General features: G+C 56.3%; 10 protein-coding genes and 2 pseudogenes. 7 read left to right on the forward strand and 5 right to left on the reverse strand.

The genetic code is table 11. From position 1 onward, the window contains the following. Window positions 1-7 precede the first annotated feature (7 nt). From I8E17_RS33685 to I8E17_RS33700, 4 genes are all read left to right on the forward strand, one after another. Entirely contained in the window at window positions 8-1,573 is a 1,566-nt protein-coding gene (locus I8E17_RS33685; RefSeq protein ID WP_209160046.1) for a sugar ABC transporter ATP-binding protein, read from the forward strand. Then, window positions 1,570-2,574, forward strand: a complete 1,005-nt coding sequence (locus tag I8E17_RS33690; protein WP_209160047.1) for an ABC transporter permease — start codon at window positions 1,570-1,572, stop codon at window positions 2,572-2,574. Before I8E17_RS33685 ends, I8E17_RS33690 begins: the two co-directional genes overlap by 4 nt. 30 nt (window positions 2,575-2,604) lie before the next feature. Next, window positions 2,605-4,032, forward strand: coding sequence for an arabinose isomerase (locus I8E17_RS33695; RefSeq protein WP_209160048.1), 1,428 nt, complete (start codon window positions 2,605-2,607; stop codon window positions 4,030-4,032). Window positions 4,033-4,200: 168 nt separating this feature from the next. Further along, the gene (locus I8E17_RS33700; protein ID WP_209160049.1) at window positions 4,201-5,193 is read left to right on the forward strand and encodes a helix-turn-helix transcriptional regulator; all 993 of its coding nucleotides are present in this window, start codon (window positions 4,201-4,203) and stop codon (window positions 5,191-5,193) included. A 123-nt stretch (window positions 5,194-5,316) separates the two neighbouring features. Here I8E17_RS33700 and I8E17_RS33705 read toward each other — a convergent pair whose 3' ends face one another. The 4 genes and pseudogenes from I8E17_RS33705 to I8E17_RS33720 all read right to left on the reverse strand — a co-directional run bounded on the left by I8E17_RS33705 (window position 5,317) and on the right by I8E17_RS33720 (window position 10,202). Then, a complete protein-coding gene (locus tag I8E17_RS33705; RefSeq protein ID WP_229002300.1) occupies window positions 5,317-6,534 on the reverse strand; it encodes an IS701 family transposase in 1,218 nt (405 codons plus the stop codon). 159 nt (window positions 6,535-6,693) lie between these two features. Continuing rightward, window positions 6,694-7,941 carry a GGDEF domain-containing protein gene (locus I8E17_RS33710; RefSeq protein ID WP_209160057.1) on the reverse strand — a complete coding sequence of 416 codons (1,248 nt, stop codon included), beginning with the start codon at window positions 7,939-7,941 and terminating at the stop codon, window positions 6,694-6,696. Window positions 7,942-8,262: 321 nt separating this feature from the next. Beyond that, on the reverse strand, window positions 8,263-8,940 hold the full coding sequence (locus tag I8E17_RS33715; protein ID WP_209160058.1) for an OmpW family outer membrane protein: 678 nt from the start codon (window positions 8,938-8,940) through the stop codon (window positions 8,263-8,265). 428 nt (window positions 8,941-9,368) lie between these two features. Further along, window positions 9,369-10,202, reverse strand: a pseudogene (locus tag I8E17_RS33720) (IS5 family transposase). Window positions 10,203-10,565: 363 nt separating this feature from the next. Here I8E17_RS33720 and I8E17_RS33725 point away from each other — a divergent pair. Continuing rightward, a complete protein-coding gene (locus tag I8E17_RS33725; RefSeq protein ID WP_209160059.1) occupies window positions 10,566-10,841 on the forward strand; it encodes a hypothetical protein in 276 nt (91 codons plus the stop codon). Between the two features lie 152 nt (window positions 10,842-10,993). Then, window positions 10,994-11,527, forward strand: a pseudogene (locus tag I8E17_RS33730) (IS3 family transposase); the annotation flags it as partial. Window positions 11,528-11,756: 229 nt separating this feature from the next. Here the strand turns inward: I8E17_RS33730 and I8E17_RS33735 are convergent. Beyond that, window positions 11,757-13,229 carry a tetratricopeptide repeat protein gene (locus tag I8E17_RS33735; protein WP_219511818.1) on the reverse strand — a complete coding sequence of 491 codons (1,473 nt, stop codon included), beginning with the start codon at window positions 13,227-13,229 and terminating at the stop codon, window positions 11,757-11,759. A gap of 41 nt (window positions 13,230-13,270) precedes the next feature. Between I8E17_RS33735 and I8E17_RS33740 the strand changes: the two genes are divergently transcribed. After that, on the forward strand, window positions 13,271-14,749 hold the full coding sequence (locus I8E17_RS33740; protein ID WP_209160061.1) for a PLP-dependent aminotransferase family protein: 1,479 nt from the start codon (window positions 13,271-13,273) through the stop codon (window positions 14,747-14,749). Window positions 14,750-14,911: the final 162 nt, after the last annotated feature.

The raw sequence follows: 14,911 nt of genomic DNA on the forward strand, positions 1-14,911 counted from the left end.
GCGTCACATGACCGACGAGAGAACCGAACGGAGCCGCAATCCGCGGCTCCAGATCGCCAATGTCAGCAAAGCGTTTGCCGGCGTGACGGTTTTGAAGAACGTATCGCTTTCGGCCCATGAAGGAGAGATCGTCGCACTTCTCGGTGCCAATGGTGCCGGCAAGTCAACGCTTATGAAAATCCTGTCCGGCGTTTACACGCTGGACAGCGGACAGATCCGAATTGACGACACGATCATTAGTATCGCCACCCCGCAGGATGCGATTGCGGCAGGCATCCGGCTGATGCCGCAGGAGCTTTCGGTGCATCCGGACCTGTCTGTTGCCGAAAACATCGCGCTTGGCTCGATGCCGAAGCGGTGGTTTGCGGGCATCGCCTTGATCGACCGGCCTGCGATGGAAGGCCAGGCGCAGACGCTGCTCAAGCGATTGCGGCTCGAGCATGTCGCGCCCGGTCGGCGTATGGGCTCGCTGCCTTTGTCGGAGCAGCGCATTATCGAAATCGCCAGGGCGCTTGCCGGCAGGGCGCGGATCCTGATCATGGACGAACCGACGGCATCGCTGGGCGAGGCGGACGCGGACAATTTGTTCGAGGTGATCGAGGCCCTGAAAGCCCAGGGCGTCACCATCATCTATATCTCGCATTATTTGGACGAGGTCTTCCGGCTCAGCGACCGTATCGTCGTGTTGCGCGACGGCGAGGTTCGCGGCCAGTTCAAGACGGGGGAGACTAGTCGCGACGAGGTGCTGACGGCCATGCTAGGCAGCGAGCTCGGCGATCTATATCCAGCCAAGTCGACGGCGGTTCCGGATGCAAAGACGGTCCTATCCGTGGAAGGCTTGTCTCTTCCTGGATGGCTCGACGGCGTCTCGCTTTCTGTGCGGCGCGGTGAGGTGTTCGGCGTTTTCGGACTGATCGGCTCGGGTGCCGAGAAGATTGGTCGGGCCATCTACGGTGCCGAGCCTGCTGCCCGCGCCACAGCCGTCCGGCTGAACGATATCGATATCGGCCTGTCGGGACCGCGAAAGAGCGTGCGCAACGGCATCGGCTTTGTTGCCGCCGAGCGCAAGCGTCAGGGGCTGATCGGCAATCTGTCGGTGCGTACCAACACGACGCTGCCTTATCTCAGCCTGTTCACGCAATCCGGCGTCGTCGACCAGAAGCGGGAAGACGCCGGCACCAGAGACTGGATCAAGACGCTGCGGGTCAAGACATCAGGCCCGGATCAGGAAATCCGTCTTTTGTCCGGCGGCAACCAGCAGAAGATTTGTCTGGCCCGCTGGCTGCTCGGAGCCCCGAGGTTTCTCATTCTCGAAGAGCCGACACGGGGCGTCGATCTCGGCGCCCGGCGCGAAATCTACGCGGAAATTCGCCGTCTGGCGAAGACGGGGCTTTCGATCATGATCGTCTCCTCCGATGCCGAAGAAATTGCCGGGCTCGCTGATCGCAGCCTCGTTCTGGAAGATGGAAAGGTCGTGGCCGAGCTTGGACAGGATGCAACCGCGACGGACCTGATGCGGGCGGCCGAGCCTCGGTCCGCCGTGCGCAATACGAATGAACTGGAGAAAGCATGAGCAAGTCGTCCTCTATTCCCGCAGCGTCGGGCGTTTCGAAAACGCAGGCAAGTTCGCTGGCCGACCTTCTCGGCCGCCCGGCTGCCGGCATCGTCCTCCTGCTAGTGTTCTACATCCTGCTTCTGGCCGCATTCACGCTGCTCTCGCCCTATTTCCTGACTCTAAGCAACCTGGCCAACATCGGCACCAACATGGCCTTCATCGGCCTGATGGCCGCCGCCGGTACGCCTCTGATCATCGGCGGCGGGCTCGATCTGTCGGTTGCCGCCGTTGCCGGTCTTGCCGGCGTCATCGTGGCGCTGATGTATGCCAACGGGATTAATATTTGGGCGGGATGTTTTGCGGCCCTTGTCATCGGCTGCGCGGTCGGCGTCCTCAACGGTTATATCATTACCCGGCTGAAGCTTAATCCACTGATCGCCACCCTCGGGACGATGAGCATCTTTTCAGGTCTTTCCATGGTGATGACCGGGGGCCTGTCGAAACCTCTCTTCGTTCCTGCCTTCAATTGGCTCGGATCCGGCCGCCTGTTCGGAATCTCGTTTCCGATCATCATGATGCTTCTCGTGTTCGTCGCGCTCTGGCTGATCCTGTCCAAGACACCTTTTGGCCGCTTCGTGTACGCCGCCGGCGGTAATCCAGAAGCCAGCAGCCTGCTCGGCGTGCCCGTCGAGCGGACACAGATGGTACTCTATATCGTTTCCGGACTTTCAGGGGCTGCGGCCGGTATCATCCTTGCCGCAATGCTCGGCGCAGCAGCACCCAATGCCGCCGGACAGCATCTGTTGACCATCATTGCCGCCATCATTCTCGGCGGCACCAGCCTGTTCGGCGGACGCGGCAGCGTCTGGGGCACGTTGATCGCGGTTTTGATCCTTGGCACGCTGAACAACGGCCTGACGCTGATGAACGTGTCCTCCTTCTGGCAGGATGTGACCCGCGGTGTCGTCCTCTTAATGGCTGTCGGACTCGATCAGCTGCGCGTGCGCCTACAGAGCTGACGCTTTCACTATTGCATCGGAGACACAGACATGATTGAACGCCCCTTGAAGGCTGGCCTTTTCGGCATCGGTCTGGAAGCCTACTGGCCGCAATTCAAAGGTCTAGAAGCGCGGTTGCGCGGCTATATCGATACCGTCGAGGCGAAACTTGCGCGGCCAGGCGTCGAGGTTGTCAACCTCGGGCTGATCGATACGCCCGAAAAGGCGCTCGAGGCCGGCCATCAGTTTCGTCAGGCCGATGTCGATATCATCTTTCTCTACATCACCACCTATGCCCTGTCGTCGACCGTTCTGCCGGTAGCCCGTCGCGCCAAGGTTCCGGTGATCATCCTCAATCTGCAGCCGACCGCAGCCATTGACTATGCCACCTTCAACGCGCTTGGCGACCGCACCGCGATGACCGGCGACTGGCTGGCACATTGCTCGGCCTGCCCGGTTCCCGAAATTGCCAATGTCTTCCACAGGGCAGGCATCAGCTTTCATCAGGTGACTGGCGTTCTGACCGGCGATCAGATCGTCGATGATGAGATCAACGACTGGATCGAAGCCGCCCGCGTCGCGCACGTCATGGCGCACAATCGGCTCGGCGTCATGGGCCGCTACTACAATGGCATGCTCGATATCTACTCCGATCTGACCGCGCAGGCCGCAGCTTTCGGAACCCATATCGAGGTGCTGGAAATCGACGAGCTTGCACGTCTCCGCAATGAGGTGAGCGAGACGGATGTCTCTGCCTGTTTGGCGAAGATCGAGACAGAGTTCGATGTCCAGCCGGACTGTGAGCCGAAGGAGTTGGAGCGCGCGGCAAAAACTGCCGTGGCGTTGCGCAAGCTGGTAGACAACAAATCGCTCGGGTCGCTTGCTTACTATTACGAGTCCCAGCCTGGTCACGATTACGAAGACATCATTAGTTCCGTCATCGTGGGCTGCTCCATGCTAACAGCCGATGGCGTGCCGGTTGCTGGAGAGTACGAGATCAAGAATGCCCAGGCTATGAAGATCATGGACAGCTTTGGTGTCGGCGGCTCGTTCACGGAATACTACGCCATGGATTTTGCCGCCGATGTTGTGCTGATGGGGCATGACGGGCCTGGGCACACGAAAATCGCCGAGGGGCGCACTAAGATCCGACCATTGCAGGTCTATCACGGCAAGGTTGGCTCCGGCGTCAGCGTCGAGATGTCTGTCAAACATGGACCCGTCACGCTGCTTTCGGTCGTCGAAAGCGAAGGCAAGATCAAGCTACTCTGCGCCGAAGGCGCATCCGTCGCCGGCCCGATCCTAGAAATCGGTAACACCAACAGCCGGTATGAGTTTCCGCTCGGGGCCCGGCTCTTTGTCGAGGCGTGGAATGCAAAAGGACCAGCCCACCACTGCGCTGTCGGCGTAGGGCATATTGCTCAACGTATCGAGAAGCTTGGAAAGCTGTTGGATCTGGAAGTCGTGAAAATTTGCTAGCCGCCGGAAGTGGTCGGTCCAATGTTATGAATACATAGGCTTAAGTTGGAAGTTTAGAATGCGGTCATCTTCGCACGATATACTGAGCATTAATATGCTTTTTCAAGTAGTCGTTTTACCGTTTATCCGGGAAAACTTCACTCTCTTTAGACCTTCGAGGTTAAAGACATGACCGAGACAGACTTAGCAGAAGGCTCGAAATGGATACGCCCTCCTAGAGTATTTACACTACACGCGAAGGAGAGAAAGCAGATAGAGGCCTTAGACAGCATTCCATTCCTCCCCGTTACGTTTCGGCCTGTGCTAAGCGATGCTTTTTATTTGGAGACCGAAGGGGCGCATGGGCAAAGTGTTAGCCAATGGCAAACCAGTGCTCCTTATGGGTTTGTTTCTACGCCGAAATTGGCGCTTGATAAAATCACGATACGGTTTGTGTCACACGGCTCCATTGTGAGGCGCAACTATCAATCAGATTATCTGGGAACATCAGGCATGGGAATGTTTGTCGATTTCGAGGAGATGGTAACTGAAGAAGCCTCACCGGGATTTCGCGCATTCGCTGGTACTGTCGATCGCTCGGCACTGTTAGCAAGCCATCAGGCTCTCGAAGGGGATGATGAGCACCCTCTTCCACAATTCGAGCCGGTCGTCGACATCAACACCGCCTCCTTGCGGGCGTTCAGGCACAATTTTCAGCTTGTGTATCAGCGGCTACATGAAGGCGTCGATTACGGGGATCTCATTTTTGCCCTTCTGGAAGAGCTGGTTATCTATCAGTTTCTGACCGCCTGGCCGAAAGTTGTAGCCCAGAAACAGGTCCCGGCATTACAGCCATCGTGGCAGGTCCGACGGGCCATGGAGTACATCGACGCAAACCTGAAGCAGAAGATCACGCTGGCTGAAATAGCGGCCATCGCTCAGACCGGCGTGAGATCGCTGCAGCTTAGTTTTCGCAAGGAACTGGGGAAGACGCCGGTGCAATGGATTCTCGAACGTCGCCTAAAGAATGTTCATCGGGAGCTCAAATGCGACGCCTTTGAATTCACTTCCATTTCGGCCACCGCGCGAAAATGGGGCTTTGTTCACATGGCCGATTTTGCTCGCCGCTATCGAAAGCTATTTGGCGAAAGCCCGCTGCAGACCAGACGACGGCGACACTAGCACTACTCTGGCAGAATGCATTTTGGCGGTCTGAAGCGGATTCTGCAGTGCGGACATCGTTCTGGGGCTGACGCTGCCAGGAGGGTGTTTATGACCGCGCGTCGGATGGCTTACAGTGTCGGTTCAGGCGGGCCGTGCCTCTTGGTTTTTTTCCCGCTTGGCCTGGTGTAGGCGCTGATGTTGCAGGAAGGCATAGGCGATCATTGTCATCAGCGCGTGTCGATGCAGACCTTGCCATGATCGGCCTTCGAAGTGATCGAGGCCGAGTTCTTCTTTCATTTGTTGATGCGCCTGCTCGCAGACCCATCGGGCTTTGATGGCAGCTGCCAGCTGCTTTAACGTTGCTTCGGCCGGCAGATTGGAGAGATAGTATTTGCGCTCGCCGTTCGAGCGCCATTCGCCCACCAGCCACGCCTCTTCGCCCGGCATATGCTGCTGTCCCTTGTCGAGGATACGTTGCGGACTACCATCAGCGATCCGAATGCGGAGCGCAGCAAAGCGCGCTGTCAGGCGACCTTTCGTGCCGCGACGCCAACTGACCTTCTTCCAGGAGGATGCTTCCAGGATCGTTTCGGCTGCCATCGACAGGGTGTCGGGGATCGAGTGCTTGCGCGGTCTGCCATGACCGGAAACCGGAAAAATCAGGGCGACATCATGGGGATAGACCGTTTGATGTTTAGGAATACCGACAGCCCATGTGAGGCCGCGTGCACTGAGCCCCTGGCGAAACGCGGCCGATAAACCATAGCCGGCATCGGCGAGCACGGTGCCAAACCGCACCCCCGCCGCGATCAGCCTGTCGATCTCGTCGAGCGCGATCGTCGGCTTGGTGCGGGATATACGCATCTCCTCGGGGACGCCAGCCTTCACCATCCGATCCTGGTTACTGGTCCAGCTTTCCGGCAAGAACAGTCGCAAACCAACCGGAACGGGAACCTCATCGCGTGCCAGCGTCAGCGATACCAACGTCTGGCAATTGGCGCGTTTGCCCAGCATCGAAGCATATTGTGGAGCGACCCCGACCGAATGATCACCCTTCTTCGGTAGACCCGTATCGTCGACCACCAGAAAGGCGTCTGAAGCTCCGACTATTCTGTCCGCCTGCACAGCCAGTTCAGTCTCAAGCGGACTGGCGTCCCAAATGCCATCCGAGATGAAATGATGCAGACGGTCGTAGTGATCGGGCGCAAGGCGTTCCGCCATCGGCTCGATACTCTTGCGATCACCCGGTCCGATCAGGCCTGAAACATATACCGGGCACATCTGCCGCCGCTTTTTGTGACCAAGCTTCTCAACGAACGGCTTCAGCCAATCCGCCAGTGCAATATTCTGCTCCACCATCCACCGCACCCCTTTTTGAGGGGCCAAAGATGGCCGATCATCGTTAACCGTCGGTTAATCTGCCAAAGTAGTGCTAGCAACGTGACCGAACAGCGGACTTTTGAGCGCACCGCAACGACCTTGTACGGTTTATTTGCCAAGGTCTCTATCGGTATCATTTTATTTCGACAGTAAAACATGCCCTAGCCGTTCATTCTGTACCGGGATTATGTCGCGTGGCGCAAGCGGTGGATTCGAAAAGTTTGGGTAGGTATGGACCCGGTTCCTTCCTCTTCGCTTCGCCTCATAAAGCGCCTCATCTGCCGCCTTCAACGTTTGGTCGAGGCGAGGCGCGCTCAGATCAATTTCGGCAACACCGATGCTGACCGTGACGCTGAACTCCTGATCTCCGATGTTGAAAGGTTCGAGTGACACGGAATGACAAAATCGCTCTGCGAAGGCAGCGGCCTCCGACAGGGTCATATTGCTCAAAAGTGCCAGGAACTCCTCGCCGCCCCACCGTCCCGTGACATCATCGTCGTGCCGGCAATGCAAGGACAGGCGTCTCGCAAACTCCCTGAGTACGATGTCGCCACCGCCGTGGCCGTAACGATCGTTGATCGATTTGAAGTGGTCGAGGTCCATGAGTAATACAGAAATCGGTCTATTGACGCGCTGGCAGGCCCCAATGATATCCAACGCACGGTCCTGAACGCCGCGCCGGTTCGCCAGGCCGCTCAGCGGATCGATCGCCGCCAATTCCTTCATGCGCATTTGCACATCTTCGAGCGACATCGCAACGAGGCCAACGTAAACCAGAACACTCATCAACTGATCGATAAACAAGGCCAAGGATATGTCTGACACGCCGGGAGCCGGAACTGCACCAGAAACGTGGAGTCTTATCATTATTAAGAGGAAAGAGGCAGCCAAGGCGATCGCATAAGCCGACAGCGCACCCCCTACTAGCAATTGGGAAGGCAGATACCGGCGTCGTCTTCTTCGAACGAACGGGTATGCTCCGGCCGCCGTAAAAACGGACAAAGCCGCGATTGTCAGCGCCACTGCAACGTCTGGCATCAGACCGGAGGTGCGGGCAATGCCATAGATGACCCCAGGAACCAGTCCCATGAGGGCGACGCCGGCCTTGTTGACTGCGCCTCCGAAAAAGGCATGACCGCCTGCCCAGAGACTGGACAGGCTAAAACCGATGATAATGTAGATCCACATCCCCCGCGTCGCGAGGAAATAGGGATAGTTGGGATCGCTATAGATCAGCAGCATGCCGATCGACGACCCGACAATACTTGCCGTCCAAAAGCAAAATGCAACACGTGCTTCGCTTCTGAAACTGGCGATTAGGAAGATTATGATAAAGCCGGCGCGCGCGCTGACGCTGGCGAAAAGCAACGTTTGAGTTTCAACCATTTTTCGTCTCCCCTGTCGGCTTGGAAATGCCAGACGAAACCCTCGAGCATCGAGATAAGGCATTGAAAGCATTTATATCTGTTAGATTCGAATAAGCCCTTTCACGCATGATTTAGAGACGGCTTATTTATCCACTCGCACCCTCTAAGTGTACCATTGTCGCATCGCACCGCCTTTCAGAAAGGTGCGCTCGGCGCCTGTTCGGAGCCGGCGCGCGGGTTCTAGGTCACGCGATGCGACTTGTTGGTTGGCTTTGCGGAACTGAGCGAGATCCGCAGGCTGGGCGGCAATCACATCAAGAAAACGGTTCGAACGGCGGCCTCAGAACCGATACCCCACCCCGAATCCGACCGAGGTTGCATCGAGTTTTGTTGTGGCGGTAACGCCTTGGTTCTCGATGGTCTGGGTCGGGAGAAAGAGCTGTTTGGCTTCGACGTTCGCATACCAGTTGTCGGTCATCTGGTAGTCGATGCCAACCTTTATCAGCGGCGCGTATGTGGGCGTTACGCTGAAATCCCGGACAAAGCCTCCAGCGGGTTTCTCTCCGAGGTACCAGGTCGCGATCATCCCTGCACCGATATAGGGTTTGAAACGTTCACTGCTTTTAATGTGATAGTTTACCGCAAGCGACATCGGCACGCTCCACACCGAGCCCACGTCTATATCGCCATAGAGCGTATTCTTGAGTTCTATCTTAGTTTTTAGGCCCCCTGTTTGCATAGTGATGGACCAATGCTCGCTGAGAAATAGGCTGACGTCGAGGTCTGGCAGGATCATCGCAGGCACATCGACATGGCCGCCGATCAAGCTGACGCTCGATTCCACATGGTAAGGCAGCATGCCGGACAGCCGGCCACGGATCATGATGTCGCCCGTTGCGAAGCTTGGTGCAGATCTCAACTCATCGGCGGCAAAGGTCGCCGAGGCGAACCCGACCACTGTGGCGGTGATCAGCCAGTGCACGGCCCTGAGAGCGGCTTTGCTGTTTGGACGAGCCATAATCGAGCTCCTTGCGAATGTCCTGTCGGGGTGTTGAAAAGATCCAGCAAGCAAATTCATTCTGCCGAGGCGGATGGGTACGAAATTCAACCTCGCCTGTTCCGAATGGTCACCGACCGGCGCCGCCAAATCACCCAAAAGCGTCTGGCAGCGTGGCAAGCCATACGGGAGGCTTGTGAGGCAAAGGATCCCACAACGCGGTATCGTGAGGCTTAAGTCAGTTGCCCCCGACGCGTTGAAATTGCGACTGCTGAGAGCAAAAAGTGCTCAGATGCTTTGCACTTGTTCTACTTGTCAATCGGACTGAACCTAAATCGCTCAAACTTGTGATGAGTTGTTTTAGGCCTGGGACATGAACCGCACTCCGCATGGAAAGGGAAGCCGCCGTATTGATTGGTGTTGACCTGAGAGCCTGACTCGAAAAGGTTTCAACAATATCCGTACCTTGCCAATCGCCGTGTCAGGACCCGGATGTTGGCGATAGCGATCCAGGTCTCGGATGATGCGACGGACTTTTCCCAATCCTTCGCCAATCGTCGGCATCTGCCAAGCCATGCGAAGGTGCGTTCCACGACCCAGCGACGCGGCAGGACTTCGAAGCCCTTGGCTTTGTCGGAGCGTTTGACGATCTGGAGGGTGAACGCAGCGATCTTTTGCAGCGCGCCCCTCAGCTTTGGTCCGGCATAGCCGCCATCGGCGAAGATATGTCTGAGCCAAGGTCAGCGCTTGAGAATGGTCCCAAGAACGGCAGGCGCGCCGTCGCGATCTTGAATATCGGCGCTGTGAACCACGAGGCCGACCATCAATCCGAGTGTGTCGACGACGATGTGACGCTTGCGCCCCTTGATCTTCTTGCCCGCGTCATAGCCCGCAATTCCTCCGCTTTCGGTGGTTTTCGCGCTCTGGCTGTCGATCACGCCAGCAGACGGCGAGGCTTGCCGACCTTCAAGCTCGCGCGCCTCCATCACAAGATGATGGTTGATCCGTCCCCATAACCCCGTTGCGCGCCATTCGTAGAAATACGCCTGAACTGTCGTAAACGGTGGAAAATCCCTTGGCAGCATCCGCCACTGGCAGCCTGTGGAAGCAATGTAAAGCAGTGCGTTCACGACCTCCCGAAGATCGGTGCTGCGTGGCCTGCCCAAACGCCTTGGCCCTGGCAAGTGGGGCGAGATCAATCCCCATTCCCGGTCCGTCATGTCACTTGCATACCGCCTGGCGCGTCGGGCATATTGCCGACGGGTGAAATCAGTCCAGCCCATTGTGGTCTCCGTTCGTCCTAAGCAAACAAACAGAATCACAACTGGCTGATTTCACTCAACTCTTTTTCGGTCAGGCTCTAAGAATTTCCTCCAGAATTGATTAGAGTCTGGCCCATGGTGATGTGCATGAAGAGGCAGCCCCTGCCACATGCCGATCAGGTCGCCGACCGCTGGCATTGTACGGAGAACGCCAGCCAGGCTTTTCTCGACGCTGTGCGCAAATCAATGCGGCGGGTTCGCGTGGCAATAGGTACAGCCACAGTAGATCCGAAGCCTGTGACCGCCGCTGAGCGGCTCCGATAAGAGGAATATCTGCGGCGTGAAGAGGCAAACGCCGTTGTCAGCGGCTTCGTCAGCGAAGGCGTGTCCATCAAGGAAATCGTGCGCAGAACCGGTCACAGCCGAAAGCTGGTTCGCAGCGTCGTTCGTGGTCAGTGGACCGACATCTTCCGGGTCCGGCAAACATCCCTGGAACAGCATCTGCCCTGGCTTGAGGCGCAATGGGATGCCGAATTGCAAAACTGTGCCGAACTGTGGCGGTATCTTCAGCTGGCAGGCTTTGGCGGCGGTCTCCGTGTCGTTACCGAGTGGGCAATCCGACGAAGACGTGCCGAAAAGACTGAAAGCGGACTCGGCTAGGCTCCCGCCGCACGCACGATCGTTCGTCTGATGACCCTTGAAAGGAATAATTTGACCAAGGCCCAAACGAAGACGGTTACAGCCATCGAGGAGCGGCTCCCTGAGAGTGCATCAGAGCCCCGTTACGACGCCGGTCACCCCATTTGCGTGGTCCTTATTCCATGCTTAATCATATCCATGCGAAAGTGCCGAACGTCTAGGGGCTGACAGACATCACAGAGTTCCAGATACCTTCTGGCAAGGTCTACCTTCCGCCCATCATCGACTCCTCAGACGGCATGGTCATCAGTTGATCGATCGGAACGCAACCAGATGCGGGGCTGGTCAACACGATGCTAGATGCAGCTATTGAGACCGCGACTGAAGCGGCGGAACGGCCCATCATTCATTCTGATCGCGGAGCCCATTATGGCTGGCCCGTCTGGCTAACCCGTATCAGCGAAGCAAGACTGGTTCGCTCGATGTCCCGAAAGGGTTGCTCTTAAGCCAACGCCGCTTGCGAAGGCTCCTTCGGCCGACCCAAAACTGAACTATTCTATCCACGCGACTGGAAGGCCAACACAGTCGAACAGGTCGTCGCGGAGGTCGATGCTTATATTCGCTGGTACAACGAGAAGCGCATAAAAATATCGCTGGGATCGCTCAGCCCGGTTGACTATCGTAAGAGCCTTGGCCTGAACTTGTAAAGCATTCTAATTTTTTATCCGCCTCACCGATCAGAGAAGTATACGCTGCAGATTTTCCAAAAAAGATGGACAGATGCCTATCATGTCGCCGGGCGATACTCGGAGGTTGAAAGCAGGACAATCTCGAGTCGCTCTCGCATCTGGCACAGAATATAGCAGGCCGTCGTTTATCCAAGGAGTTGGCGGACCTGCTGCAGAATTTTTGCAACCTATTCCTTTTGACTTTGCCTCAGAGCATATTCAGCGCACTTAAATTGTGCCCAGCCGTCACGGCCTTCACCACATGAGCAAGGTGTTGTTCCGTGGCCGACGTCGGGCGCTGCGCCAAACGTTCATTCAAAAGTGCTCTGGCAAGCGTCATTCGACCGGCGCGTTCGGCAGCAACTATGAGGGTCTGGCCAATGATATCACGCTGCGCATGGCTACCACCGACGCGTATAGCATCATATCGCAGAGGTAAAATTAGATCGACACAACGACCATAGTTGCCTTCTCCGAATGCCAACATCGCTTCGATGATCTCGCGTCCGATGCTGCGGGTAATACGGTGATTGTCGCCCGTACCTTCTCGGTCATAACGATCAAGCGAGGCGCGAAGACGAGTTGCATCATCAGCGTCATCGCTGCGCGCCGCGCAAAAGGCAATATGCAGGTCGTTGAACGCGAGAACATGCTCGTCGACGTGGTGCATCCATTGCCGCGAGATATCCCGCCACCGGTTCCCCACACTACCACCTGCAAGCTCGATACGCCAAAGAAGTGAGGCTGCATCTACAAGATCGAGGATGGCGTCGCTGTTAATTTTTGGTTGAACAAATTTATCATAGCTGGCAAGAACTTCGTCAAAGCGCTGTTGCTCGATCAGATAGAGGGCGAGGTGCCACCCATTATGAGCTGCAAGGGCATGTGCTTTTCTCCAAGCCGGCTGCGAATTGCGTAGAAAGCGGATGCCGTCTTCCTGGCGGCTTTCAGTTTCCATTACATGGGCCAAGGCGTGGACTGCCCACCCATCTTCCTCGTTTATCTCAATCGCCTGATAGGCCACCTTTTCAGCGTGACGCAACTCGCTGCATTCTTCAAGTCCGAACGCGTATTGTCCAAGCACATACCCGTACGCCGGATCGCTATGGCTCCAATGCGGCAATACCCGCGCGACAGAATCACGGATAGTCTGCGAAGCTCCCAGATAGAAATAGGTGTCATGACAGAAGCGCAGCGCGAGCGCATCACGTGGATGGTCGAGTAGAATGTCCTCCCAGATTGTTGTCGCCCGGATCATTTCACCGGCTGCCCAGGCCTTTGCGGCTTCCAGATGTTTGCGCTCGCGTGGATTTGCCTCGCTAACAGTGCGCTCCGCCCCCTGAAGAGCTTCAGCAACCATAGGATTGCTCCGTGTAAAGCCACTCAACAACAGGAGAGAAGCAGACGCGCTGTAGCCGAGAGAGAATTTCGGATCTGCATCAGCTGCGCCCATCAGCAGCCCAACCGGATCTCCCTTCCACGCATAGTAATCGCTGATTGCTCTATCAAGGGCATCTATGCTGTGACTGTTTGCCGTCACACTCAGACCTTGCACATCTGCAGCCATCACAAGTTCCCCTTTTTCATTCTGATGCCGGAACGGTCTTGCCCGCTTCCCCTCAGCGCAATCGAGATTTAACTTGAAGCCGAAAGAGCTGTAGGAATAGAACCAGATAGTCAAAGATTTTAGGGCCAGATGACGTTGGTCAATGGGGCGGGTACGTGGCTGGAGTCCGAGAGTTCTCATTTCGCAAAAGCGGCGATTTCACTGGCAGTTCGCTGCAGGCTCGCATTCGCGAGATGCTGCTTGACGCGATTGTCTCGGGGCGCCTGGAGCCGGGTGCTGCGATACCCTCCAGCCGCATGATGGCGGCGCGGCTTAACGTCTCGAGAAACACAGTGACGCTGGCTTATCATGCCTTGCTTGCCGGCGGCTTTCTCGTATCTCGTGAGCGGTCAGGTTTTTATGTTGCGGAGGGCACAGCGCGCAATATAGCTCCGGTTTCGCATCAAATGACTGGCGGACGAGCACCAGACTGGAAAGAAAAGCTAACATCGTTTCCGAGCGCCTTTCAGATCATCACCAGACCGGCTGACTGGTATCGGTACCCCTTTCCTTTTGTCTACGGGCAACTCGATCCGGAATTGTTCCCCATTGTTGCCTGGCGCGACTGTGTGCGGCAATCCATGAGCAAAAAGTGGCAAAACTCCTGGACAGACGATCTCTATACCGGCGACGATCTGCTTCTGGTAGAACAGATCAGAAGCAAGATACTGGCACGCCGCGGCATATATGTGAAACCCAATGAAATCCTTGTCACGTTGGGTTCGCAGAACGCACTGTACTTGGCTAGTCGCCTGCTGGTGAAACCCGGCGCATCCGTGGCGATGGAAAATCCTGGGTATTATGCTGCTCGCAACATATTTGAGCTGGTCGGCGGCGACATCCATCCTGTTGCTATTGATGAGGATGGCCTCAATCCGGACCATCTAGGGGATGCCAGACTGGTTTTCGTAACGCCGAACCACCAATTCCCGACCAATGTCGCGTTGAGTCTCAAACGACGTCACAGTCTGATGCAGTGGGCGCACAAGAATGACGGCCTAATCATCGAAGACGACTACGAATCCGAAATCAATTTCAGCGGTCATGAGACGGTGCCTCTAAAGGCGCTCGATACTCATGGACGAGTGGTTTACATAGGCAGCCTGTCAAAGTCCCTAATGCCGGGCTTAAGAGTCGGTTTTGCCGTTGCGCATCCGTCGCTGATTGAGGAAATGCGCTCTATGCGCGGCCTAGTTATGCGCCACCCTCCAAGCAATAATCAACGAGCAGTGGCGTTTTTTCTTTCGCTAGGACACCACGATACCTTTATGACACGACTTCAGAGGGCGTATGCCATGCGTTGGCGAACGCTCGAGCGAGCGCTAGGCAATTTCTTGCCTGGCTGGAATCAGCAAGCGATTTTTGGTGGCTCTTCCTTCTGGCTTCGCGGTCCTGAAGGATTTAGCGCTACGTTTCTCGCGAAAATAGCTTTGGACCACGGCGTTGTCATAGAAGCCGGACGGAGCCTCTTTTGGAAAGAACCGCAAGCCGATCGTTTCTTCCGGCTCGGATTTTCATCGATTTCCGAAGAGCGGATCGGTCCGGGCATCGAAAGACTGGCGGAAATCGTCACAAGCAAAACTGTCGCTGGCTGAAGCGATCCGTCCCGTACGCTGTGAAGATGCACGCGTGCACCTGGAACCACAGTGCTATCGATCCCGCTTCACTGGACCTAAAGAGTTTCAAAATCTGGGACTGTGCCAAAGCGATCCTCCTTCCTACCATTTCTCCTCTGAAGCGGTTCCCAGCTGGAGACC

The sequence above is a fragment of the Rhizobium sp. AB2/73 genome (genome assembly GCF_020871915.1).
In the GTDB taxonomy this organism is placed as follows: Bacteria; Pseudomonadota; Alphaproteobacteria; order Rhizobiales; family Rhizobiaceae; genus Rhizobium; species Rhizobium dioscoreae.

Coding starts and splice junctions, on each gene's coding strand:
- I8E17_RS33685 (WP_209160046.1), top strand. CDS start 8: ATGACCGACGAGAGAACCGAACGGAGCCGCAATCCGCGGCTCCAGATC.
- I8E17_RS33690 (WP_209160047.1), top strand. CDS start 1,570: ATGAGCAAGTCGTCCTCTATTCCCGCAGCGTCGGGCGTTTCGAAAACG.
- I8E17_RS33695 (WP_209160048.1), top strand. CDS start 2,605: ATGATTGAACGCCCCTTGAAGGCTGGCCTTTTCGGCATCGGTCTGGAA.
- I8E17_RS33700 (WP_209160049.1), top strand. CDS start 4,201: ATGACCGAGACAGACTTAGCAGAAGGCTCGAAATGGATACGCCCTCCT.
- I8E17_RS33705 (WP_229002300.1), bottom strand. CDS start 6,534: ATGGTGGAGCAGAATATTGCACTGGCGGATTGGCTGAAGCCGTTCGTT.
- I8E17_RS33710 (WP_209160057.1), bottom strand. CDS start 7,941: ATGGTTGAAACTCAAACGTTGCTTTTCGCCAGCGTCAGCGCGCGCGCC.
- I8E17_RS33715 (WP_209160058.1), bottom strand. CDS start 8,940: ATGGCTCGTCCAAACAGCAAAGCCGCTCTCAGGGCCGTGCACTGGCTG.